Annotated in this window: 25 protein-coding genes and 1 tRNA gene; 14 read left to right on the forward strand and 12 right to left on the reverse strand. The window is 67.5% G+C overall.

All coding sequences use genetic code 11. The features are described 5' to 3' along the window. Positions 1 to 6: 6 nt before the first annotated feature. From ET475_RS08485 to ET475_RS08500, 4 genes are read right to left on the reverse strand one after another with little or no spacing between them, the layout of a single operon-like run. Positions 7 to 486 (reverse strand): hypothetical protein, encoded by a 480-nt coding sequence (locus tag ET475_RS08485; protein WP_129388574.1) that lies wholly within the window; start codon positions 484 to 486, stop codon positions 7 to 9. A 47-nt stretch (positions 487 to 533) separates the two neighbouring features. Continuing rightward, positions 534 to 764, reverse strand: coding sequence for a helix-turn-helix domain-containing protein (locus ET475_RS08490; protein WP_129388577.1), 231 nt, complete (start codon positions 762 to 764; stop codon positions 534 to 536). Beyond that, positions 761 to 1,444, reverse strand: coding sequence for a hypothetical protein (locus ET475_RS08495; protein ID WP_129388580.1), 684 nt, complete (start codon positions 1,442 to 1,444; stop codon positions 761 to 763). The genes ET475_RS08490 and ET475_RS08495 overlap by 4 nt, the downstream gene beginning before the upstream one ends. After that, positions 1,444 to 2,205, reverse strand: a complete 762-nt coding sequence (locus tag ET475_RS08500) for a hypothetical protein (protein WP_129388584.1) — start codon at positions 2,203 to 2,205, stop codon at positions 1,444 to 1,446. Before ET475_RS08500 ends, ET475_RS08495 begins: the two co-directional genes overlap by 1 nt. A gap of 203 nt (positions 2,206 to 2,408) precedes the next feature. On the opposite strand from ET475_RS08500, the gene ET475_RS08505 reads away from it, so the two are divergent. The 3 genes from ET475_RS08505 (at position 2,409) to ET475_RS08515 (ending at position 6,081) form a co-directional block, all read left to right on the forward strand. Next, on the forward strand, positions 2,409 to 4,931 hold the full coding sequence (locus ET475_RS08505) for an ATP-dependent Clp protease ATP-binding subunit (RefSeq protein WP_129388587.1): 2,523 nt from the start codon (positions 2,409 to 2,411) through the stop codon (positions 4,929 to 4,931). Positions 4,932 to 5,167: 236 nt separating this feature from the next. Continuing rightward, on the forward strand, positions 5,168 to 5,506 hold the full coding sequence (locus ET475_RS08510; protein ID WP_129388590.1) for a hypothetical protein: 339 nt from the start codon (positions 5,168 to 5,170) through the stop codon (positions 5,504 to 5,506). A gap of 74 nt (positions 5,507 to 5,580) precedes the next feature. Next, positions 5,581 to 6,081: an amino-acid N-acetyltransferase gene (locus ET475_RS08515; RefSeq protein WP_129388593.1), complete on the forward strand. Its 501-nt coding sequence runs from the start codon at positions 5,581 to 5,583 to the stop codon at positions 6,079 to 6,081. 229 nt (positions 6,082 to 6,310) lie between these two features. On the opposite strand, the gene ET475_RS18095 is transcribed toward ET475_RS08515, so the two are convergent. After that, complete coding sequence (locus tag ET475_RS18095) at positions 6,311 to 6,604, reverse strand: hypothetical protein (RefSeq protein ID WP_242497816.1); 294 nt, start codon at positions 6,602 to 6,604, stop codon at positions 6,311 to 6,313. Between ET475_RS18095 and ET475_RS18100 the strand changes: the two genes are divergently transcribed. Together ET475_RS18100 and ET475_RS08525 are read left to right on the forward strand one after the other, a co-directional pair. Next, a complete protein-coding gene (locus ET475_RS18100; RefSeq protein ID WP_242497817.1) occupies positions 6,591 to 6,971 on the forward strand; it encodes a hypothetical protein in 381 nt (126 codons plus the stop codon). The two genes, ET475_RS18095 and ET475_RS18100, sit on opposite strands and share 14 nt — an antisense overlap. A 401-nt stretch (positions 6,972 to 7,372) precedes the next feature. Continuing rightward, positions 7,373 to 7,780, forward strand: coding sequence for a dehydrogenase (locus ET475_RS08525; protein WP_129388597.1), 408 nt, complete (start codon positions 7,373 to 7,375; stop codon positions 7,778 to 7,780). A gap of 426 nt (positions 7,781 to 8,206) precedes the next feature. Here the strand turns inward: ET475_RS08525 and radA are convergent, their stop codons facing one another. The 4 genes from radA to ET475_RS08545 form a co-directional block, all read right to left on the reverse strand. Next, on the reverse strand, positions 8,207 to 9,571 hold the full coding sequence (gene radA / locus ET475_RS08530; RefSeq protein WP_129388600.1) for a DNA repair protein RadA: 1,365 nt from the start codon (positions 9,569 to 9,571) through the stop codon (positions 8,207 to 8,209). Positions 9,572 to 10,606: 1,035 nt separating this feature from the next. Continuing rightward, positions 10,607 to 11,557 (reverse strand): L-lactate dehydrogenase, encoded by a 951-nt coding sequence (locus ET475_RS08535; protein WP_129388603.1) that lies wholly within the window; start codon positions 11,555 to 11,557, stop codon positions 10,607 to 10,609. Between the two features lie 109 nt (positions 11,558 to 11,666). Then, a complete protein-coding gene (locus ET475_RS08540) occupies positions 11,667 to 12,461 on the reverse strand; it encodes an SDR family oxidoreductase (protein WP_129388606.1) in 795 nt (264 codons plus the stop codon). 3 nt (positions 12,462 to 12,464) lie between these two features. Next, the gene (locus ET475_RS08545) at positions 12,465 to 12,935 is read right to left on the reverse strand and encodes a MarR family winged helix-turn-helix transcriptional regulator (RefSeq protein WP_129388609.1); all 471 of its coding nucleotides are present in this window, start codon (positions 12,933 to 12,935) and stop codon (positions 12,465 to 12,467) included. Between the two features lie 106 nt (positions 12,936 to 13,041). Between ET475_RS08545 and ET475_RS08550 the strand changes: the two genes are divergently transcribed. Beyond that, a tRNA-Ser gene (locus tag ET475_RS08550) sits at positions 13,042 to 13,131 on the forward strand. Between the two features lie 334 nt (positions 13,132 to 13,465). Then, positions 13,466 to 14,374 (forward strand): hypothetical protein, encoded by a 909-nt coding sequence (locus tag ET475_RS08555; protein WP_129388612.1) that lies wholly within the window; start codon positions 13,466 to 13,468, stop codon positions 14,372 to 14,374. 62 nt (positions 14,375 to 14,436) lie between these two features. Here the strand turns inward: ET475_RS08555 and ET475_RS08560 are convergent, their stop codons facing one another. Further along, positions 14,437 to 15,114 (reverse strand): nucleotidyl transferase AbiEii/AbiGii toxin family protein, encoded by a 678-nt coding sequence (locus tag ET475_RS08560; RefSeq protein ID WP_129388615.1) that lies wholly within the window; start codon positions 15,112 to 15,114, stop codon positions 14,437 to 14,439. Next, complete coding sequence (locus ET475_RS08565) at positions 15,111 to 15,716, reverse strand: hypothetical protein (RefSeq protein ID WP_129388619.1); 606 nt, start codon at positions 15,714 to 15,716, stop codon at positions 15,111 to 15,113. Before ET475_RS08565 ends, ET475_RS08560 begins: the two co-directional genes overlap by 4 nt. Positions 15,717 to 16,065: 349 nt before the next feature. Here ET475_RS08565 and ET475_RS08570 point away from each other — a divergent pair, with 349 nt between their 5' ends. The 3 genes from ET475_RS08570 (at position 16,066) to ET475_RS08580 (ending at position 17,467) form a co-directional block, all read left to right on the forward strand. Then, positions 16,066 to 16,344, forward strand: coding sequence for a type II toxin-antitoxin system RelE/ParE family toxin (locus ET475_RS08570; protein WP_129388622.1), 279 nt, complete (start codon positions 16,066 to 16,068; stop codon positions 16,342 to 16,344). A 15-nt stretch (positions 16,345 to 16,359) separates the two neighbouring features. Continuing rightward, on the forward strand, positions 16,360 to 16,635 hold the full coding sequence (locus ET475_RS08575; protein ID WP_242497818.1) for a HigA family addiction module antitoxin: 276 nt from the start codon (positions 16,360 to 16,362) through the stop codon (positions 16,633 to 16,635). A gap of 136 nt (positions 16,636 to 16,771) precedes the next feature. Next, complete coding sequence (locus ET475_RS08580) at positions 16,772 to 17,467, forward strand: hypothetical protein (RefSeq protein WP_129388625.1); 696 nt, start codon at positions 16,772 to 16,774, stop codon at positions 17,465 to 17,467. Between the two features lie 18 nt (positions 17,468 to 17,485). Here ET475_RS08580 and ET475_RS08585 read toward each other — a convergent pair whose 3' ends face one another. Continuing rightward, positions 17,486 to 18,100 (reverse strand): TetR/AcrR family transcriptional regulator, encoded by a 615-nt coding sequence (locus ET475_RS08585; RefSeq protein ID WP_129388628.1) that lies wholly within the window; start codon positions 18,098 to 18,100, stop codon positions 17,486 to 17,488. A gap of 111 nt (positions 18,101 to 18,211) precedes the next feature. Here ET475_RS08585 and ET475_RS18105 point away from each other — a divergent pair, with 111 nt between their 5' ends. The 4 genes from ET475_RS18105 (at position 18,212) to ET475_RS08600 (ending at position 21,723) form a co-directional block, all read left to right on the forward strand. Then, complete coding sequence (locus ET475_RS18105) at positions 18,212 to 18,409, forward strand: hypothetical protein (RefSeq protein ID WP_242497819.1); 198 nt, start codon at positions 18,212 to 18,214, stop codon at positions 18,407 to 18,409. A 12-nt stretch (positions 18,410 to 18,421) separates the two neighbouring features. Continuing rightward, positions 18,422 to 18,643, forward strand: coding sequence for a hypothetical protein (locus ET475_RS18110; RefSeq protein WP_242497820.1), 222 nt, complete (start codon positions 18,422 to 18,424; stop codon positions 18,641 to 18,643). A gap of 96 nt (positions 18,644 to 18,739) precedes the next feature. After that, the gene (locus ET475_RS08595) at positions 18,740 to 20,107 is read left to right on the forward strand and encodes a M20/M25/M40 family metallo-hydrolase (RefSeq protein ID WP_242497821.1); all 1,368 of its coding nucleotides are present in this window, start codon (positions 18,740 to 18,742) and stop codon (positions 20,105 to 20,107) included. After that, the gene (locus ET475_RS08600; protein ID WP_129388631.1) at positions 20,104 to 21,723 is read left to right on the forward strand and encodes a YfcC family protein; all 1,620 of its coding nucleotides are present in this window, start codon (positions 20,104 to 20,106) and stop codon (positions 21,721 to 21,723) included. Before ET475_RS08595 ends, ET475_RS08600 begins: the two co-directional genes overlap by 4 nt. Positions 21,724 to 21,761: the final 38 nt, after the last annotated feature.

The raw sequence follows: 21,761 nt of genomic DNA on the forward strand, positions 1-21,761 counted from the left end.
CCGCCCTCAGCGCGCTTCGCGCCCGCGCCGCGTCGTCAGTACCGGGCCCATGCCGCCCTCCTGCGGCGGCTTGGTCGCGACGGGCGGCCGTGTGGCGTCGCCGAATGCCGAGACGAGGATGTCGCGCACGCTGTCGAAGCGCCGCGAGAGGATGAGCAGATCGTCCAGCCGCATCGGCTCGTCGCCATGCTGCAGTCGTGAGAGCCGGTCGAGGGTGAGCTCGGGTGAGGTCGTCGCGAGGGTCGGCAGCAGCGTGGCGAGGTTGGTGCGTAGCATCAGCACTTCTTCGCGAACGGCGTTGGCCACCCAGTGCTGCAGGTTCGCGGCGATGAACCGCGCATCGGTCGGATCGACACCGGCCGCCGCGCGCATGGGTTTGCCCCAGCGCCCGAACATCTCGGGGCGGTCGACGAGGTCGCGCGGCCGGGGCCCGTCGGCGGTGTCATCGGGTGCGTCGCGCATCGGGTTGAACACGAACTCGCTCACGCATCGATGCTAACCGCGCCCGCGTCGTGCGGGGCAGGATGCCGCACTCAGTCGGCCCGCACGAGCAAATCGCCGATCTCGCAGTCGAGGGCGCGGCATATCGCCGACAGCGTCGAATAGCGGATCGCCCGCGCACGGTCGTTCTTGAGCACCGACAGGTTCACGATCGAGACGCCGACGATCTCGCTCAGACGTGTGAGCGTCATCCCGCGCTCGGCGAGCAGCTCGTCGAGTCGGCAGTGGATGCCGGTGGCGTCGTCGTCGTCCGGAGGCGTCACACGAGTCCTTCCGTGTCGCGCTGCAGCGTGCGCCCGTACCGCATCAGGGCGGCGAACGCTCCGAGCCCGATGGCCAGCCAGACCGGCCACCAGTCGATGGAGAACAGCCCGGCGGCCTGCGGGCCGGGCTCCCCGAGTCCGGCGGCGATGATCTCGGCCATCGCCCGCGTTCCGCCGTACTGCTGCAGCACTTGACCGCTGAGGCCGCCGACGAGTACGACGACTGCGGCGATGAGGCTCAGGCTCGCGACCTCGGGGGCGAACGGCCTGCCCTGGATGAAGCGGAAGCACGCGATTGCGACAAGTCCGGCCAGAGCGACGGTGATGAGCGTGCCGACCAGGTCGGCTGCGGCCAGCACACTCCGAACCTGCGTCGACAGCACGTCGATCGCGGTGAATTGCGCGGTCGTGAATCCGCCGCTGAGCGGGAAGGTGTCGGCGCCGGCCGGCAGCGGCCAGTAAGGGAGGGTGCGAACATCGAACGGCACTCCGACGCCGGGGCGAAACCACAGCACAGCACGCACGATGCCCCACAGCAGCGCGATGCCCGCCCACGCCGCCGAGATGACAAGCGTGATGCGCACGATGGGCGTGGCATCCTCATTACGGCGCGCGCGGAACACGGCCACGATCAGCAGGATCACGCCGGCCATCGAGACCAGAGGCACGAGAAGTCGCATCACACGAGTCCTTCCGTGTCGCGCTGCAGACGGGTGCCGTACTTGAGTACCGCGGCAAGGGCAGCGAAGCCGAGGCCCGCCCCGACCGGCCAGAACGGGAACTCGATGCGCAGGCCGGGCTTGGGCAGCAGCATCGTCGGATCCCAGTCGGCCCACGCGGAGGGCACGTTCGACCACTGTGCGCTCGTCACCGACAGCACCTGCTGCGCTGCCATCGACCCGGCGATGTCGCAGAGCACCGCCGCAGCGATGCCGCCGACGAGAACCACGACCGCGGTGACGGTGGCGAGATTGGCGACGATCTGCGCGAACGCCGCCCCGCGCAGCAGCTGGAAGCACGCCACGGCTATCAGCGCGGCAATCGCGACCTGCGCGAGCAAGCCGGCTGCCAGGCCGCTCGCCCACAACACCCGCGCCCCGGCAGACAGCCCCTCAACCTGCAGATCAGCCGTCGTGAAGCCGCCGCCGACGCGCGTCGCGCTCGGGCCGGGGGTGATCTCGGCTCCCGGTGGCAGCTGCGGCCAGTACTCATTCACCGGCACCGAGATCGTGACGTCTTGCGAGGTGAGCACATCGATCACCGTGCCGATGGCGATGATCAGCGCTATCGCGCCGTAGAGCGCCGAGCCGGTGAGGGTCACCCCGATCACGCCGTCGATCGCATGTCGCCGCCACGACCGCACGGCCAGCACGAGCACCAGCACGATGACGGCCACGGCGAGAAGCAGTATGAGCAGGTGCACCCACGAGAACGAGGCCATGCGACATCCTTATCGATAATCGTTGTTATCGAAGAACGATAAATGCATGGATGCCGGGTGTCAAGGACTTTGCGCGTCTGCTGGGCAGCGGCATCCCGAACCGTCACACCGCTATGCCAACGGCGAACAGCGGCGCACGGCCCGCGCCCGCTCGTTACGCTCGAATCAAGGCGCCAGGAGTGTGCGTCCAGAGGAGTCAGAAGATGTTCGAGAGATTCACCGATCGAGCCCGTCGCGTGGTTGTGCTCGCCCAGGAAGAGGCGAAGATGCTCAACCACAACTACATCGGGACGGAGCACATCCTCCTGGGTCTTATCCACGAGGGCGAGGGCGTGGCCGCGAAGGCCCTCGAGTCGCTGGGTATCTCGCTCGACGCGGTGCGCGAGCAGGTGCAGGACATCATCGGTCAGGGCCAGCAGCAGCCCACCGGTCACATCCCGTTCACCCCGCGCGCCAAGAAGGTACTTGAGCTGAGCCTGCGCGAAGCGCTGCAGCTCGGCCACAACTACATCGGCACCGAGCACATTCTGCTCGGCCTCATCCGCGAGGGCGAGGGCGTGGCCGCCCAGGTGCTGGTCAAGCTCGGCGCCGACCTTAACAAGGTGCGCCAGCAGGTCATCCAGCTGCTTTCCGGCTACCAGGGCAAGGAGCCCGCCGCCGTCTCCGGCGCCGCGCACGAGAGCGGCACCACGGCGCAGGGCGGCTCGCAGGTGCTCGACCAGTTCGGTCGCAACCTCACCCAGGCCGCGCGCGACAACAAGCTCGACCCGGTGATCGGGCGCGAGAAAGAGATCGAGCGGGTCATGCAGATCCTCTCCCGCCGCTCCAAGAACAACCCCGTCCTCATCGGCGAGCCCGGCGTCGGCAAGACCGCGGTCGTCGAGGGCCTCGCCCAGGCGATCGTCAAGGGCGATGTGCCCGAGACGCTGAAGGACAAGCAGCTGTACTCGCTCGACCTCGGCTCGCTGATCGCCGGTTCCCGCTACCGCGGCGACTTCGAAGAGCGTCTGAAGAAGGTCACCAAAGAGATCCGCACCCGCGGTGACATCATCGTGTTCATCGACGAGATCCACACGCTGGTCGGGGCCGGTGCTGCCGAGGGCGCCATCGATGCGGCATCCATTCTCAAGCCCCTGCTCGCACGCGGCGAACTGCAGACGATCGGTGCGACCACGCTCGACGAGTACCGCAAGCACTTCGAGAAGGATGCCGCTCTCGAGCGCCGCTTCCAGCCGATCCAGGTGGCCGAGCCCAGCCTGCCGCACGCCATCAACATCCTGAAGGGCCTGCGCGACAGGTACGAGGCGCACCACAAGGTGCAGATCACCGACGGCGCCATCGTCGCGGCGGCGAACCTCTCCGACCGCTACGTCTCCGACCGGTTCCTGCCCGACAAGGCGATCGACCTGATCGACGAGGCCGGCGCACGCCTGCGCCTGTCGATCCTGTCGAGCCCGCCCGAGCTGCGCGAACTCGACGACAAGATCGCCGACGTGCGCACGCACAAGGAGCAGGCCAGCGAAGAGCAGGACTTCGAGAAGGCCGCGTCGCTGCGCGACGAGGAGAAGTCGCTGCTGGCCGAGCGGCTGCGCCTCGAGAAGCAGTGGCGCAGCGGGGATGTCGCCACCACGGCCGTGGTGGACGAAGGACTCATTGCCGAAGTGCTCGCCCAGGCCACCGGCATCCCGGTCTTCAAGCTCACCGAAGAGGAGTCGAGCCGGCTCGTGTTCATGGAGCAGGCCCTGCACCAGCGCGTCATCGGGCAGGAAGAGGCCATCTCGGCCCTGGCCCGCACGATCCGCCGTCAGCGTGCCGGGCTGAAGGACCCGAAGCGCCCGTCGGGCTCGTTCATCTTCGCCGGGCCGACCGGCGTCGGCAAGACCGAGCTGGCCAAGGCGCTCGCCGAGTTCCTGTTCGACGACGAGGGCGCGCTGATCTCGCTCGACATGAGTGAATTCGGCGAGAAGCACACGGTCTCGCGCCTGTTCGGTGCCCCTCCCGGGTTCGTCGGGTTCGAAGAGGGCGGCCAGCTCACCGAGAAGGTGCGCCGCAAGCCGTTCTCGGTCGTGCTGTTCGACGAAATCGAGAAGGCCCACCCCGACATCTTCAACTCGCTGCTGCAGATTCTCGAAGAGGGGCGCCTGACCGATGGTCAGGGCCGCGTGGTCGACTTCAAGAACACCGTGATCATCATGACGACGAACCTCGGCTCGTCGGCGATCGCCGGTGGCCCGGTCGGCTTCCAGGTCGAGGGTGACACGACGACTTCGTACGAGCGGATGAAGGGCAAGGTCGACGAAGAGCTCAAGCGGCACTTCAAGCCGGAGTTCCTCAACCGTGTCGACGACATCATCGTGTTCCCGCAGCTGAACAAGGACGAGCTGCGTCAGATCGTCGGGCTGTTCACCAAGCAGCTCGAGGTGCGTCTGCTCGACCGCGACATGACGCTGGAGCTGTCGGATGCCGCCAAGGACAAGCTCATCGACATCGGCTTCGACCCGACCCTGGGTGCGCGTCCGCTGCGTCGCGCCATGCAGCGCGAGGTCGAAGACCGGCTCAGTGAGAAGATCCTGCACGGTGAGCTCAACTCGGGCGATCACGTGAAGGTGGATGTCGAAAACGGCGAGTTCGCGTTCGAGCACGCGCCGCGCGGCGAGAAGGTCGCCGTGGGTGTGGGTGCGCCCGAGCAGATCGGCGCGACGCCCGACATCATCGCCGGCAGCTGACGGTTGTCGAGGAGAAGAGCGGATGCCACGCGGCATCCGCTCTTCTCGTTTCTCGGCTGGTCTGCATCAGCGCGCCGTGACGAGCGCGTCGATCGTGCCGGGTGAAGGACTCGGGAGTCGGACGCGAATTGGCGGCCGCCGGCATTCGCGAGTTCTGCAACCTCAAGACCGTCTGGAAGGGCTGACACGGCGGCGCCTGCCGGGAAACTCCCTGATCAGCCGCTATGGTTCGAGGCATGACGGCGGCATACCTGGTTCTGGCGATCATCACCCTGATCAGCGCGATTCCGAGCCTGTACTTCTCGGCGGTCGAGGTGCGAAACCCGCAGCGAGAAGCCCGTGAGATCGCCTGGTACACCACCGCGCGCAGCGCGGCACTGCTGGTGCTGGCGATAGTGCCGCTGTGCGGTCGGTTCGACGGCTGGCTGATGGCGATCGCCGTGGCGATGATCATCGTGCAGGCCGTCGACGGCGTCATCGGGCTCACGCGCGGCAAGCCGCTGTTCTACATCGGCCCGTTCGCCACCGTCGTCGTGCACCTTGCTGCGCTCATCTGGTTCCTCGTCGCCGGATGACGCCGGTGCTGCCTCATCACCGGATGAGTCCGGCGCTGCGCGGGTACGCAGCATGCTCGACGTAGGCTTTTGCCGTGAGCGACATCGTCATCCGACCGGCCCGCACCGACGACGTGGGGGCGATGTACGCGCTTCTCGAACCGCTCGTGGACCGACGCATCCTGCTCGGCAAAGAGCTCGTCTCGCTCTACGAGGCGGTGCAGGAGTTCGTGGTGGCCGAGTCTGAGGGACAGGTTCTCGGATGCGGCGCCCTGCACGTGATCTGGCGCGACATCGGCGAGGTGCGCACCCTGTTGGTGCGCGAAGACCGCCTGCATGAGGGTATCGGCGGGCGCATCGTCGAGGTGCTCGAAGCGCGTGCGATCGAGCTCGGCCTGGATCGGCTGTTCTGCCTCACGTTCGAGGTGTCGTTCTTCACCCGGCACGGCTTCGCGCCGATCGGGGAGCAGATCGTCGATCCCGACGTGTACGCCCAGCTGCTGCGCAGTCCCGACGCCGGCGTGGCGGAGTTCCTCGATCTCGCGCACGTGAAGCCGAACACGCTGGGCAATACGCGCATGCTCAAGCACCTGTGAATAGCGTGAGTCGGCGGGCGTGCCGTCGGGCTCGGGATGCCGCGGCCGCATAATCTGGCGGGGTGAGCAGTTCGCCGGGCAGAGCACGCCGTCATTCTCCCGCGGTGTACCGCCGTCGTCGGCTGGTCGCGCTTCTGGTGCTGCTGCTGGTCATCGCCGGCGTAGTGTGGCTGTTGGTCGCCCGGCCGTGGGCCTCAAGCGCGACATCGGAGGCCGACGATCCGCAGGGTCAGGATGCCGCGCCCGTGCTGCCGGTGGTATCGACGTCGCCCGAGCCCGACGGCAGTGCATCGCCGGGTGCCACAACCTCGGGCACGCCTGCGGCGACCACCGGCGCGAGCAGCGGGCCGAATGCTGGCGCGAGCGGCGGGCCGAATGCTGGCGCGAGCAGCGGGCCGAATGCTGGCGCGAGCAGCGGGCCGGATGCTGGCGCGAGCGGCGGGCCGACGCAGGCGAAGACTCCCGGACCTGCGGCATCCGCGGCCGCCTGCTCGCCCAACGAGGTCACGGTGACGGCCGTCACCGACAAGACCAGCTATGCGTCGGGTCAAGACCCGAAGCTGTCGATCGAGCTCGTCAACGACGGGTCACAGCCGTGCACTCTCAACGTCGGGACCAGCGCGCAAGTGTTCACGATCACCAGCGGCGACGACACCTGGTGGCGATCGACCGATTGCCAGAGTGAGCCGAGCGACATGGTCGTGGTGCTGGACGCGGGACAGAAGGTGTCGAGTGCGCAGCCAATCACCTGGGACCGCACCCGTTCGACGGTGGCAACCTGCCAGGCGAAGAACCGTCCGAAGGCGGGTGGGGGCGGCGCCAGCTACCATCTGTCGGTCTCGATCGGTGGAATCGATTCGATCGATGACGCCATTTTCCAGCTCTATTGACGTCTCGCGCCGGTGTTTTCCCCGAAATCACCGGGTTTCGCCACCGGTTTGTCCCCCAAAAGGGGGACAGCAGACGCTTTCCCATATCCCTTAGACTGTAGCCACACGTCGAGCGCAGAGCGTGGTGTAGCTGTCCCCAGCAGCGATAAGGTTCGTCCCCAGCGAGCCGTCACCGCGTGCACGGCGTTTTGGACCCTCTCGAGTCGTCCAGTCCCCAATGAGCGGCTCGAGGGGGTCCCTTTCTGTGCGCGGGGCGTGCGTGCCAGCCCCACGCCTATTTGTCGTTCGGGTCGCGCTTGCTGTGTGTTGTTCGGGTCGCGTTCGCTGTGCGTCGTTTGGCTCGCGCTCCTCGTCCACGCCCTTCTCTACGCGAGCCGGCGCCGCGCGATTACGCTGGACCCGTGGCATCCGGAAAGAAGCGCAGCAAGAAGTCGGCAGTCGAGTTCCGCAACACGCAGCTGTCCGACGCCTTGCAGACCCAGGACATGGCTGCTGTCGCGTTCGCGCTGCGCCACGGTCCGACGGTGGTGCCGTTGATGCGGCCCGGCGCGCGGGATGATCCGCGCGACTCCGGCGAGGTCTGGACGTACCGCGACCCGAACACCGGCGATGTGGCACTGCTGCTGTTCAGCGACGCGCTGCACAAGCCGGACTCGATGCCCAAGGCAGTCGGCCTGCATTCGCCGGCATGGCTGCGCGCCTTCTTGTCGGCGCACGAAGACGTCATCACTACGGTGTTCTTCGACATCGCGGGTCCGCACCCCCTGCAGGCGACGCCCGCGGATCTCATCGCCGCGCTCGACGCGTGAGCGGGCGCTGACCGCGCGGTGCGCGGCTGGGCGGGCTCGGCCCGGGCTGTGTGGTGCCGGGCTGTGCGGATGGGCGGTGCCGGGCTGCGCGGCTGGGCGGTGCCGGGCTGCGCGGCTGGGCGGTGCCGGAGTGCGCGGCCGGGCGGGCTCGGCCCGGGCGGTGTTCGGCCGGGCGGTGCGGCTGGCTCCCCGCTCTTTCTCCCTCTGTCGCCGAGACAGGGGATTCTCGCCGAGACCGGGGGCGTCGCCCTGTGTCTCGATGGGAATCCCTGGTTTCGGTGCGGCGGACGCTGACCGCTCGCCGCCCAACCGCATCAGACGCCCACCGCGCCGCCGGGCTGCGCGACCATCGCGCCGCCGGTCCATGCACCCACCGCGCCGCGCGTCGGGCGCAACTGAGCGGCGCCCTTCGCCGCGGCGAAGCTCTCAGAACTCAGGCACGCCGTGGTCGGCGGCCATCACCGTCGCAGTTCCCTTGACGAGATTCAGCGCGCGCGCGATCGAGACGGCCTTCTCGTCGATGAGTGTGCGGTAGCCGAGGCGGTTCGCTTCGCCGCGCCGCTGGCTTGCCTGGGTCACCGGCCGGATCTCGCCCGAGAGGCTCAGTTCGCCGAACGCCGCGACGTCGTGGCGTACAGCGTGGTCGCGCAAAGCCGTCGCGATAGCGATGGCGATGGCAAGATCGGCGCCCGGCTCGACCAGGCGCACGCCCCCTACCGTCGAGACGTACACGTCGTGCTTGGACAGGTCGACCCCGGCCCGCTTCTCGAGCAACGCGAGGATCATGGCCACGCGTGAGGCATCCACTCCGCTGACAACGCGGCGAGGATTCGGTCCGGATGCCGCGACCGTGAGTGCTTGCACTTCGACCGGCAGCGCCCGGCGTCCTTCGAGGGCGATGGTGATGCAGGTGCCGGCGACCGGCTTGCCGCTGCCCAGGAACAGCCGGCTGGGGTCGGGGACCTCTTCGATGCCGGCGCCGGTCATGTCGAAGCATCCCACCTCGTCGGTCGGGCCGAAGCGATTCTTCAAGGTGCGAAGAAAGCGCAGCGACGTCTGCCGGTCGCCCTCGAAGTGGGCGACGACGTCGACGAGATGCTCGAGGATGCGCGGGCCGGCGATCGACCCGTCTTTTGTGACGTGGCCGACGATCACGATGGGCAGGGCGCGCTCCTTGGCGACGCGGATGAGGGTCGCCGCGACCTCGCGCACCTGGCTGGGGTGGCCAGCCAACCCGTCGGAGAGCGCGGACGACACCGTCTGCACCGAGTCGACGATGAGCAGCTCAGGCTCGACTTCGTCGACGTGACCGAGGATCGTCGCCAGATCGGTCTCGGCAGCCAGGAACAGCTCGTCGTGCAAGGCGCCGGTGCGCTCGGCGCGCAGGCGCACCTGCGCGGTGGATTCCTCGCCGCTCGCATAGAGCACGCGCCGTCCGGCGCGGGCGGATTCGGCCGCGACCTCGAGCAGCAGCGTCGACTTGCCCACGCCGGGCTCGCCCGAGAGCAGGATTGCGGCACCGGGCACGATGCCCCCGCCGAGCACCCGATCGAACTCGCCGACTCCACTCGTGCGCCGGGGCGTGGTCGTGGTGTCGACCATCGTGATCGGCTGCGCGCTGCGCCGGGGTGCCAGGGCCGAAACCTTGCGCGGAGCAATGCCCGTGGACTCGGCGGCCTCGACCACCGTGCCCCACTGCTGGCACTCGCCGCAGCGGCCGACCCACTTCAAGGTGGTCCACCCGCACTCCGTGCAGCGGTACGGGGCGGCGGTGGGACGCTTGATGGCCATGTTCTCAGGCTAGGCCGGGGTTGCGACATCGACGGTCTCCAGCGCCGCGCAACGTCGACGAGGACCGGCATCGCGAGGGCCACGCGGGCAGGTACGTCGCGCGGGCGTGTCATAACTCATTCTGGCTTGGGCGGGCCGAGTCGCGGAGCCGCGGAATATCCGGGGGTGTGCGCGGCCGACCCGGGCCGTCAGGCTGAGTTGTTGCACGGTGGTGGGCGGTGACCTGCCCAGGGGCGGATGGCAATGTGCGCATCGATAGCGGGCTGCGCGGGCGTGTCATAACTCAGTCTGGCTTGGGCGGGCGGAGTCGCGGATCCGCGGAATATCAGGGGTTCGCGCGGCCAAGCTGGGCCGTCGGGCTGAGTTGTTGCACGGTGGTGCGTGGTGACCTGCCCAGGGGTGGCCAGTTGACGGTGGCTCGGGTGCGGACGAGGCAGGCGAGTGCGGGGTCAGGGTGCGCCCGGGCCGGTCTGGCGGGGCGGGCGGCGATGGGGCCATCGACAGCGGACCGCACGGGCGTGTCATAACTCAGCCTGGCTTGGGCGGGCCGAGTCGCGGATCCGCGGAATATCGGGGGTGCGCGCGGCCGACTCGGGCTCTCAGACTGAGTCGTTGCACGGTGGTGCGCGGTGACCTGCCCCGGCGCCGACAGGAGAGGTACCGGCAGGCCCGGCACCGTGCGGCACGGGTACCGTCGGCTCGGACGACGGCGGGCCGGGCACGGTGCGGCACGGGTACCGTCGGCTCGGACGACGGCGGGCCGGGCACGGTGCGGCACGGGCACCGGCGGCTCGGACGACGGCGGGCCGGGCACGGTGCGGCACGGGTACCGTCGGCTCGGACGACGGCGGGCCGGGCACGGTGCGGCACGGGTACCGTCGGCTCGGACGACGGCGGGCCGGGCACCGCGCGGCCCGGGTACCGGCAGCCCGCGCGGCTCTGGCGCCGGCAGCCCGCGCGGCTCTGGCGCCGGCAGCCCGCACGGCTCAGGCGACCGCGACCGCGACCGCGGGCGCGGGTCGGGTGGGTCGGGGGTCAGCGCAGGGCGTCGGCCACCTCGCGCAGCGCGTCGGCCGAACGGTGGAACAGCTCCAGCTCGTGCGCGTCGAACGTCGTCTCGCGAATCGGCACCGCGCCGGAGGCGCTCACGATCGACGGTACCGACAAAGCCACCCCGCTCACGCCGTGGAAGTCATCGAGCACCGGCGAGACAGGCATGACGGCGTGCTCGTCGCCGAGGATCGCCTCGACGATCCGGGCGCTGGAGAGCCCGATCGCGTAGTTGGTCGCTCCCTTGCCCTGGATGACCTTGTAGGCGGCGTCACGCACGTCCACGGCGATCTCGTCGAGCTCATCAACGCTCATGCGCGGATGGCCCTCGGCCTGCCAGTCGAGAATCGGCACCGTGCCGATCGTCGCCCGCGACCACAGCGGAAACTCGGTGTCGCCGTGCTCGCCGACAATGTAGGCGTGCACGCTCGATGTCGATACCCCGGCCCGCTGACCCAGCAGCCACCGCAGCCGCGAGGTGTCGAGCACCGTTCCCGAGGCGAAGATGCGCTCGGGCGGAAGGCCCGTCGCCTCTTGCGCGAGCACCGTGAGCACATCGCAGGGGTTGGTGACGATGACGTAGATCGCGTTCGGCGCGACCTCGAGCAGCTGGGGCATCATCGACTTCATGATGTTCGCGTTGGTGCCCGCCAGCTCGATGCGCGTCTGACCGGGGTTCTGCTTCGCGCCGGCCGTGATCACGACCACGTGCGAGCCCTCGACCACCGACAGGTCGCTGCCGCCGATGATGTCGCTCGTGCCGGTGAACTGGGTGCCGTGGGCGAGGTCGAGCACTTCGGCCTCGGCGCGTTCGGTGGCGATGTCGTACAGCGCGACGTGTCGCGCCGACCCCCGGATCAGCGCCGCGTACGCGGTGCTCGATCCGACGCTTCCGGCCCCGACCACGGTCAGCTTCGAGTTCTCGATGACGCTCATGCGCCCAGTCTGGCAGGGGTGGGATGCCGCAGACCAGACCCGTATCGCGTCAGTTCGACGATCTGAGAGGCCCTGTCATCCGACGCGCTTCGCCCAGCACCTCGGGTGCTCAGTCGTTCCACGACCAGATGTCGTCACCGCGCAGGGTCGCGTCAGCGCCGCCGTCGTCGTAGATGACCTGACCGGCCAGGTGCGTGTTCTCGACGCTGGTCAGCCAGAGCAGCAGGTACGCGATCGACTCGGGGCTCTGGTGGTAGTTCAGCGGCATCGGCACGGCGTCGTCGGCCATCTTGGCGCCCTCGGGTGTGGAGAGCAGATCGGCGGTCATCGGGGTGAGCACGGTGCCGGGGGCGACTGCGTTCAGCGGGATGCCGTTGCCCGCCCAGTCCGCCGAGATCGACTGGCGGCGCACCCAGCGGCTCAGCGCCCGCTTCGAAGACGGGTAGACGAGATAACCGGCGCGCGGCCCCTGATCGGCGAGCTTCTGGGCGATCTCGCGTGCGGTGGTCTCGTCGCCGGCCAGGGCGGCCTCGACCATCTCAGGGGAGTTGGTCTGCAGCGAGGCCATGGAAGAGACCACAGCGGCGCGCGGAGCGTCGGACTTCTTCAACGCCGGAAGGAGCGCCTGCAACAGCTCGACCACGCCGAAGTAGTTGACCGAGATCGTCGCGGGGATCGGTGCGGAGATGCCTGCGCACGCGATGATCGCGTCGATCGTGCCGCCGGCAAGCTCGGTGGCCGCCGCTGCGGCATCCACCCGCCCTTCTGGCGTGGACAGGTCGGCCTCGACGTCGGCGCCGTGCAGGTCGATGCCGATGACGCGCTCGCCGCGATCGCGCAGCAGTGCGGCGGTGGTGGCGCCGATTCCCGAGGCGGATCCGGTGACGATGTAGGTGCGAGCCATGGCTCAGTTCTCCTTAGGTGAGGGGTGTGAGATGTCGACGCCGAGGCTCGTGACGAATCGTCGGGCGAGTTCGGCGAAGTGTTCACGGTCATCGACGGGCCATGTGTCGAGCGCTCCGTCGACGGCGTCGAGTCCGCGGGCGACGAGCGCGTCGTAGGCGGTGCGACCGTCGGCCGACAGCGCGACGATCGAGGCGCGGCCGTCGGCTGGGTCGGGTTCGCGGGCGACCAGCCCGGCGTTCTCGAGGCGCTGCAGCTGCTTGCTCATCGTCGGGCGGGAGATCCGCAGCGCGTCGGCGAGCGCCGCGGCGCGGCATCCGTCCTGCATGCCGAGCACGTAGATGACGGGGATGTCGCTGGGGTCGACGTGGATGCCGGCGTCGCGGGCGAACTGCGCCTGCACCCGCGGAGATGACCAGAGGGTCATCAGTCGGGTCAGTGCCGTGAGGACGACGGTGGATGCTGATGCCGGCATGGCTCCAGTGTACGCTTATAGTTGCCTGAGGCAACTAGTTAACGGGTGGCTCTCAGGCTTACCGCTCGTTTGGCGACCCGCGGAATCGTCACGTACACTTGACGGCGGTGACGTGTCCGAGCGGCCGAAGGTGCAACACTCGAAATGTTGTGTAGGTTCACCCCTACCGTGGGTTCAAATCCCACCGTCACCGCCATTTAAATACCTGATCAGCGCCTCTTTGTGGGGCGCTGATCTGCGTTTGGGAACGATTTGGGAACGGAATCTGTCGGCTACGATCCGCGGTATCTCGGGGTCTCCGGCGGGGAGTGCTGCATCGGCTTCGGGTTGTTCCGTAGCGAAGCCGGGTGATCGCATGGTCGAATCCGCTACCGAGCACCCTGTGTGTCTGGAGAAGGATTCGTCATGAGCCACGATTCCGGTCCGGGTGCTCCTCATGATCGGCATGTCCGGGAGCGCACCGAGGGCTGACCTGTGATTCCTGTCGAGGCACCTCGACATCGCAAGCGGATGTGCGGAACGATTTGGGTATGAGCGTCGACATGGCCACATCCGATCCTGAAGATGCGACGCGTTCTCGCGGAACACTCTTGATGAAGGTTCCCGGCCGAGCGCGGCCGCAGAAGCAGGCGCTGAAAGAGTTCAACGAGGCCGTCACCGAGCTGCGCCGACGATATGAGCCGGCTTTCTGGCCGCTGGTCGTCCCGGAAGCACGGGACATGTTCCGATGGCGGGTCCTATTGGATTGCGGTTGCGCCCAGGAGGTCTATACGCATGGAGATGATCGGTTCCCGGACGACCGCAGTTACCTCGACCACATGACCGACGCCCAGCTGCCGCCCGGTGAGTTCTGGTGCGCGGCTACCCATGCAAGTGCGCCGAACCCGTATCGCGAGATCGTCGAATGGTGCGACCGAAAGATCATTGACTTCCCTGCGGATCCGGAGGAGCCCGAGTACGCCATGGATCCGGAGACCTGGGCGCTGATACGTCATGACGGACCGCATTCGTCGGCGTTCTGGCGGGTGAAGCTCGAATGCGGCCATTACGGACAGGTCTGCACCGAGATCGCGTGGAAGCCCGAGGACGGGCCGAAGCTGGCGTCTCGCAAACGCATCACCGAAATGCGCGCGGACTTCGAGGAGAGTTGGTCAACCGATGGTGACGGAGCTTGGCCCGCTGAAGGCCCGGAACGAGAGCATCTTCGGAAGATGCTCGACCTGCGATGGCCCCGCCCCGCGCCTGACCAGGACTGCTACACGTGTGCGCACATCAGTAGGATCGTCGGCTACCAGCGGATCGGCTGGCTCGTCCGCAGAACGCCCCCAGTGCCCGCGCCAGCACCACGGATTGACAGGGATAAGATCGCCGCTCGACTCGCCGCCGCCGAGGCTGAAGTGGAGCGGCTCAAGCATCAGCTCTCCTCAGTCGAGAACTGAGGGGAAGCGACGATTCGGCTCTATACGAGGAGGACCGTTCGCACCCGTGCCCGCGGATCAGCTCAGCGGACGTGTCCGGCTTGGAGTTCGGCTTCTTCGATCCACTCGCGTGCGAGTGTCGCGTAGCGTCGGCGGTCTCGCTGATTCAGCCCGGCGAGCTTGGGGATGAATTCGAACGTCTCCCGCACGTACGACGCGATGTCGTCCTTCGGGCCGCTCGTCGCGGCGTAGAGGACTTCGACCACGCGTGCGGCGTCTCCGCCCTTGTCGATGAGTGCGACGAGCTCGCGGGCGTCTTTCCGGCCCTTCTCTGTCGCGTGACGGTCGATGAGGGCTGCGATCTTGGTGGCGATGTGTGCGTCGAGGGTCAGCATCAGCCAGCCTTCGACGGTGAAGTCCGGATCCACGTACCGGGTGAGCACGCCGACATCCAGGAGCACCTTCGCGCCCAGCTTCGACTCGTAGGGGAAGTATGCGTCGACGTGGACACCGTCGGCATCACCGCGTGCTTTCCGGCCTCCGCTGTGCAGGCGGTTCTCGCTGTACCCGGTCAATCGTTCGGGCAGCTTCCGGCGCAGGCCCTGATCGGTGATGATGAGGTCGATGTCGTGACTGATCTCCCCACCTACCCGGGCGTTGGTGGCCCATCCGCCGATAAGGATCGATGGTTCGAGGTCGTATCCGAGTGAGTCCAGCACGGCGCGAAGTCGTCCTTCGTCGCCTGTGCCGAGGATCGTCATCGGGTGACCTCCTGGTCCCATTCGCGGTCCTGGATGAAGTGGTCACGGAGGGCTTTCCGGAACTCGGATGCCTGCCATCCGGGAGTCGCGAACAGGTCGGCATACGTCTGCGCGAGGCTCGAGTGCCCGGTCCAGATCTTCGCGGCGCGGTTGTCCATGGACAAGACTCGCACCTCCGTGCCGGTCGGGAGTTCGGACAGGTCGACGCTGGGCGGGAAGTACACGATGTGCTCCTGGAAGTCTGCGACCGCCCGTCCGCTCAGCAGCGTCTTGGCGGCATCCGGGCCGCCCAGAGCGTACGGTCCCTGTGTCGATTCCAATAGGGGGTTGATGGCGTCGCGTGTCGTCCAGGCGAGTGTGTCGCCCGCGAGGTTTCGCCAGGCGCAGAGCATTGTCAGCAGCTTGTCGATGCTGACCACTGCCAGACCTCCTCGGCGATACCGGTCGATCGTGCCGTTGCTCTCGAGCCGCTCGAGTGCAAGGTATGCCGTCGTGGTCGGCACGCCTGCGGCGAATGCGAGGTCTGCGACGTTCTTCCACGTGCGGTCGCCGTCGAGTGCGCGGTCCGCCAACGCGCGCCACACCAGCTCGTTGCCCTTCACCAGGACCTCCCAAATATCAGGTTTACCTGTAACTATGGCTCCAGGTATTCATGTAATCATGATTACAGGAGAACCGGAAGTCGGGACTCTTGTGAGCTGAGCGACGTGGCGCGAGCGCGCCCGTGACGACGCTGTGGCGGGCGCACTTCTGTGGGAACGAGTTGCGAACAAACCAGACCGAATCAGCTCCGTCGAGCCTTGTCGAAGTCGGGCCAACTCGACTTCTGCATCACGTGTATCCGCGTGATGTCTCCGGACATCGGTGACACTTCGTGTGTCAGGACATCGCCCACGCTCCATGGCTGCCGATCCCCTTGTAGCGTGACGCGCTACGCGATACGCTGGAGCAATGATCGCGAGCTTCCGCCATAAGGGGTTCGAGGCTCTGTATCGCGACGGAACGAAGAAGGGCGTGCAGCCGGCGCACGCGCCGAAGCTCACCCGTATCCTCGGCGTGCTGGATGTCGCGCAGTCGCCGGCGGATGTGGCGATCCCGTCGTTTCGTGCGCACGAGTTGAAGGGCGACCTGGCCGGCCATTGGTCGATCTGGGTGAAAGGGAACTGGCGGGTGATGTTCCGGTTCATCGGGCAGGATGTCGAACTCGTCGACTATCACGACTACCACTAGTAGGGGATGAACATCATGAAGTATCCGCCGCACCCCGGCGCGATCATCGGCGAGGACGTGATCGCGGAGCTGGGCCTCTCCGTCGTGGAGGCCGCAGCGCGGCTCGGGGTGTCTCGTGTCACCCTCAGTCGTGTGATCCACGGGCACGCCGGTGTCAGCCCCAATCTCGCGGTGCGCCTGGAGCGCGCCGGCGTCGGGACCGCGCGGGCATGGCTCGCGATGCAGTCGAACTATGACCTTGCGCGCGAGCTCGCCGGCAGGGATCATGACGTCCAGTCGCTGATCGCCTGAGCAGCGACGGGCGTCCACACCCCTGCGGGGCGTGGCAACACGGTGGCAACAACTGAACCAAATTGAGTCCGACTCAGCTGATGCCCACGACATCCGGGTCTTCCGCTTCGGGTCGCCGGCGGCGAAGCTGGGGTGCGTGCACATCGATCATCATGCGGGGGAGGCGCCGGACCCCCGACCGGGGATGTTCGAGCAGGCGCAACAGCTGCCGGTGCCTGCGATCACGTTCGTCCCGCAGCCGAACCTTGAGGGGGCCATCCCCAGCGCGATGCAGCGCGGAAACGATCGGCTCGGCCTGCGCCACATGAGCGTGAGTTTCACCTACACGCTGATCCGCAATCCGAGCGATCGTGCGGCGCCCGAGAATTTCGCGGAGCTGGACGACGAGACGCAGCGAGCACTCGATGAACTGCCGCATGTGCAGCGGCCGGCGTGGATCGTCGAGATGAGCGAGCGCATACGCCACCCGCAGCTGCGGGAAGCCGTGTGCACCAATTGGTTTCGTGAGCACGACGAGCGCGCGAATGTCGACACGATGCTGCTCGAACACATCAACCAGGTGCTGCGCAACAGTTTCCCGACTGAGCGGGGCTGGGAGGGTCTGGCCGGGAACATGCCACCGGCGCCGGATGTCACAGCCCACGCGATCCAACGCGACGCGCGCGTCATCGTCAATGGAGAATCACTGGACGGGATCCGCATCGACACCGACCCGTTCGTCGTCGGGCTCGGCGCGCGGTTGCCCAGTGGCGGCATCCTCACCGTCATCGTCCCGCGCGATGAACTCATCTACCTGACGCTGGAATTCGAGGACTTCGACTTCTCATCGTGATCGCGGGAGACCGCTGACTCAGAGCAGCTGTGTCGAGGAACCGTGCGCCCCGGTGAGAGCGGGGAGCAGTACGTGGTCGACGAGGTCTGAGATCGTCTGAGTGTCGAGAGTGCGCTGGCGCAGGGTCACGCTGCCGAAGGCGGCGGTCGGAATGATTCCCGCGATCAACTCCGTGGGGACGTCGGCCGATATCGCGCCGCGTCGCACCCATTGCTCGATGACGGCGACGAGCGCTGCCACCGGGGGACGACCGATCGCACGGTTCGCCGCATCGAACAGCTGCGGGTCGTGTCCGATCTCGCTCAGAAGGCTGGCCAGCACGCGGGTCGCGCGCTCATCGCCGCGCGCGTAGTGCATCGCGCACTCGACGAGGTCGTCGCGCAGCGAACCGGTGTCGGGCACGGAGACGGGTGCGTTCAGCGCCAGCACCGCAGCGACGACCAGATCTGCCTTCCCGGACCACCGCCGATACACGGCCGCCTTTCCGGTGCCGGCGGCCTGGGCGACAGCGGCGATGGTCGTGCCGGCGTACCCGTTCGTGATCAGCAGATCCTGGACCGCGGTGAGAACCCGCGCGGCGACACCGGGATCACGTGGGCGCCCAGCGGGCCGCGACGAGGGCTCATCCTCCATACCGGCATTGTACATTTCGAGTCTGAGCGGTACCGTAACTATAACGAGACCAATAAGACTCGTATTCAACCGGCGTCGAAGCCGCCGTTCTGAGACAAGGAGATGGTCCACATGACCACTGCTTCACGCACGACCTCTCGCAGCGCAGTGAGAACTGCGCTGCTGCTGATCGCAGCCGTCCTCGTCGCCGTCGCGCTCAACGCGATCGTCGCGATGTGGGCGGCTGCGGCGGGTGCGTCCGCCCACTACGGGCCCCTGACGTTCCCCGCCTACGCCAGCATGACCGCGATCGGGGTGATCGTCGGTTAGTTCGGCTGGACGATGGTACGCAACCGCGCCCGCAACCCTCGCCGCACCCTCACTCTGCTGGTCCCCATCGTGGCGGTGCTCTCGTTCGCGCCCGATGTCGTCCTGCTCGCCACCGGCTTCGTCCCCGGCACGACGACCATCGCGGTGGTCGCCCTGATGATCATGCACATCGTGACCATCGCGGTCGCCGTTCCCTGCTACATTCTCGCCTCACGGCACCCGCGTGAGAAGTAGGACGCTGCCGGCACGCAGGGTGGTTGCACCGCACCGGTACGTCGCCCTAGGTTTCGTTTAGGGCGATGCGGTGTCGCAGGCCGAAAGGGGTCCAGGGTGCGCAATGCGATCGGTGACGACGATGCGAGTGCAGTGGCCACGGCCGTCGACATGCTCATGCCCGAACTCATCGACGGGCTGAGCCGGCTGGCGGCGATCCCGTCGGTGTCGGCGCCGGATTTCCCGCTCAAACCACTCGAAGACGCCTATACCGACGTCGTCCGGCTGCTCGAGTCAGCGGGTCTGGACGTGACCGAACTGCGGGTCGAGGGTAAACGCGCTCCGGTGGCGATCGGCCGCGCGGCCGGGCCGGCGGGGGCGCCGACCGTGCTGTTCTACACACACTATGACGTCGTGCCTGCGGGCGACGAGGCGCTGTGGCGCACGCCCGCATTCACGCCGACCGAACGCGACGGTCAGATCGCGGGGCGCGGGGTGGCCGATTCGAAGGCGAACATCCTCGCCATCGTCGGTGCGCTGCGCGTGTTCGGCGGTGTATTCCCGGTGAACGTCACCGTGATCATCGAAGGGCAGGAGGAGATCGGCTCACCGTTCGACCTCTACCCGCTCTCCCATCCGGAGCTGTTCGCCTCCGATGCCATGGTCATCGCCGACGTCGGCTCCCTTCGCGTCGGTGCTCCCACGCTCACCGTCGCTCTGCGTGGCTCGGCCGAAGTGCACCTCGAAGTGCGCACGTTGGCCGGCGACAAGCATTCGGGGCAGTTCGGCGGTGCCGCACCGGATGCACGCATCGCACTGATGCACGCACTCGCGACCCTGCACGACGAGCACGGAGACGTCGCCGTCCCGGGGCTACGCCGGGAAAGATGGGCGGGGGAGGCGTACACCGACGAGGAGTTCCGCGCGCTGTCCGAGACGCTGGCGGGCATCCCGTTGCAAGGCACCGGCGGGCTCGGTGAACGCATTTGGTCCGGCCCCGCCATCACGGTGACCGGATTCGACGCCCCACCCACGACGGCGCCGATGAACGCCGTCGCAGCCCACGCGAAGGCCACCCTCAACCTGCGGGTGCACCCGCGGCAGGATGCGCACGAAGCGCAACAGGCGCTCATCGCGCACCTTCGTGCGCAGCGCCCGTTCGGCATCCCGCTGACCGTCACGGCGGGAGAGGCCGGCAACGGGGTCGCGGTGCGAACGGAGGGGGCCGCTTTCGATGCGGCCAAGGCGGCGCTGACCTCCGCCTGGGGGCGCGAACCGGTCCTTGCCGCCGGCGGCGGGTCGATCCCGATCGTCCTGGCGCTCGCCGACGGGCTCCCCGACTCGGAGCAGGTCATGTTCGGGGCGACGGACTCGTTCGCCCAGATCCACGCGCCGAACGAGCGCGTGCTGATCTCGGAGTTGCGAAGCGCCACCCTTGCGTGTGCGTTGTTCCTCACCGAATTCGCTGCGAGGAGTGCACAGTGACGACCTCATCCCGCCCCGCAGAAGACGCCGCCCTCGACGAGGGGAGCACACCGCCGCAGGCGCCTCCCGCGAGCGCGGATGGAGACGGCTCGGGGAACAAGCGGCGCGGCTTCCCGACTGCGGTGACCGTGCTCGGGGTGGTCGCGGTCGGCGTGTGGATCGCGACGCTGTTCATCCCGGCCGGTCGCTATGCGACGGACGCCGACGGCTCGCTCATCGCCGGAAGCTACCAGCGGGTCGACTCCACGCTCAGCTTCGGTGACCGTGTTGCGCAACTGCTTCTCTCGCCTATCAACGGCGCCTACGGCATCATCGACAACGGTGGGATCGTCGACACCGAGAACGCCGGCCGCATGTTCGGGTCGATCGGTGTCGTCCTGTTCATCCTCGCGCTGGGCGCGTTCATCTCGGTGAGCTTCTCGACTCGTGCACTCGAGGTGGCCGTCGCCAGCCTCGGGAAGCGTCTGGGCAACCGAGGGTGGATCCTCATCGCAGTGATCATGGTGCTCTTCTCACTGCTCGGGTCGACCATGGGCTTCTCCGTCGAGACGTTCGGCTTCTACGCCCTGCTGCTGCCGCTCATGTCGGCGATCGGCTACGACCGGATGACCGCCGTGGGAACGATCGTGCTCGGGGCATTGGTGGGTTCGATGGCCTCGACGGTCAATCCCTTCTCGATCGGGGTCGCCTCCGGCGAGGCGGAGGTGTCGATCGGCGACGGCATCGGGCTGCGGGTGGTGATCTGGACCGTGCTCACCGCTCTCGCGGTGCTGTTCGTCATTCGCTACGCGAACCGGGTGCGTCGCGACCCCTCGAAATCGATCGGCGGGTTCTGGTCCCCGGCCCACGACGACGACGGTGCGGCGGGGCCCTCCGCGGAGGTCGCGACGAAAACCAGCGCGACGCAGCGGTGGGTGCTGGCAATCACGGCGTTCGTTTTCCTCCTGATGATCTTCTCGGTCATCCCGTGGTCGGCCATCTTCGGCGCCACGACCGGGGCCGCAGATGACCTCGATCATGAAGTGGCCGGTGCGAATCCATTCTGGTTCCAGCTGGACTGGTGGTTCCCGCAACTGGCGATGCTCTTCATTCTCGGGGCGATCGTCGTTGGGGTCGTGGCGCGGATGGGTGAGAAGAAGCTCGTCGGCCTGATCCAGCAGGGCATGGCGGACATGATCGGACCCGCGATCGTCATCGTGCTGGCACGGGGGGTCGCGGTCATCATGAACAACACCGAGACGTTGGACACGGTGCTCCATGCGATGGAGCAGATCGTCACCGGCACCTCGGCGGCGGTGTTCACGACGATCGTCGCGCTGGTGAACATGCCGCTCGCGTTCCTCATCCCTTCGTCGTCGGGGCATGCGACTCTCGCGATGCCATTGCTGGCCCCGCTCTCCGACTTCGCCGGCGTGCAGCGCGCGCTGACGATCACCGCGTTTCAGATGGGGCACGGCCTGATGCTGCTGTTCTCGCCCACGAACGTCGTGGTCATCGGCGGGCTTGCCATCGCCGGTGTCGGGTACAACAAATACCTGCGCTTCGTATGGCCGTTCCTGCTGATCGCGCTCGTGCTCGTGCTGCTGATCGTGGGCATCGCGGCCGCAGTGTCTTAGTGTGCCCACGCTGACGGTCGATGGTGAGATCTTCTCGA

The sequence above is a fragment of the Microbacterium protaetiae genome (assembly GCF_004135285.1).
GTDB lineage: Bacteria > Actinomycetota > Actinomycetes > Actinomycetales > Microbacteriaceae > Microbacterium > Microbacterium protaetiae.

Bases quoted from the DNA above. Each gene is read 5' to 3' on its own strand.
- ET475_RS18105 (WP_242497819.1), top strand. From the start codon at position 18,212: ATGACCACTGCTTCACGCACGACCTCTCGCAGCGCAGTGAGAACTGCG.
- ET475_RS08570 (WP_129388622.1), top strand. From the start codon at position 16,066: ATGATCGCGAGCTTCCGCCATAAGGGGTTCGAGGCTCTGTATCGCGAC.
- ET475_RS08585 (WP_129388628.1), bottom strand. From the start codon at position 18,100: ATGGAGGATGAGCCCTCGTCGCGGCCCGCTGGGCGCCCACGTGATCCC.
- ET475_RS08535 (WP_129388603.1), bottom strand. From the start codon at position 11,557: ATGAGCGTCATCGAGAACTCGAAGCTGACCGTGGTCGGGGCCGGAAGC.
- ET475_RS18110 (WP_242497820.1), top strand. From the start codon at position 18,422: ATGGTACGCAACCGCGCCCGCAACCCTCGCCGCACCCTCACTCTGCTG.
- ET475_RS08540 (WP_129388606.1), bottom strand. From the start codon at position 12,461: ATGGCTCGCACCTACATCGTCACCGGATCCGCCTCGGGAATCGGCGCC.
- ET475_RS08545 (WP_129388609.1), bottom strand. From the start codon at position 12,935: ATGCCGGCATCAGCATCCACCGTCGTCCTCACGGCACTGACCCGACTG.
- ET475_RS08560 (WP_129388615.1), bottom strand. From the start codon at position 15,114: ATGACGATCCTCGGCACAGGCGACGAAGGACGACTTCGCGCCGTGCTG.
- ET475_RS08575 (WP_242497818.1), top strand. From the start codon at position 16,360: ATGAAGTATCCGCCGCACCCCGGCGCGATCATCGGCGAGGACGTGATC.
- ET475_RS08495 (WP_129388580.1), bottom strand. From the start codon at position 1,444: ATGCGACTTCTCGTGCCTCTGGTCTCGATGGCCGGCGTGATCCTGCTG.
- radA (WP_129388600.1), bottom strand. From the start codon at position 9,571: ATGGCCATCAAGCGTCCCACCGCCGCCCCGTACCGCTGCACGGAGTGC.
- ET475_RS08500 (WP_129388584.1), bottom strand. From the start codon at position 2,205: ATGGCCTCGTTCTCGTGGGTGCACCTGCTCATACTGCTTCTCGCCGTG.
- ET475_RS08505 (WP_129388587.1), top strand. From the start codon at position 2,409: ATGTTCGAGAGATTCACCGATCGAGCCCGTCGCGTGGTTGTGCTCGCC.
- ET475_RS08555 (WP_129388612.1), top strand. From the start codon at position 13,466: ATGAGCGTCGACATGGCCACATCCGATCCTGAAGATGCGACGCGTTCT.
- ET475_RS08510 (WP_129388590.1), top strand. From the start codon at position 5,168: ATGACGGCGGCATACCTGGTTCTGGCGATCATCACCCTGATCAGCGCG.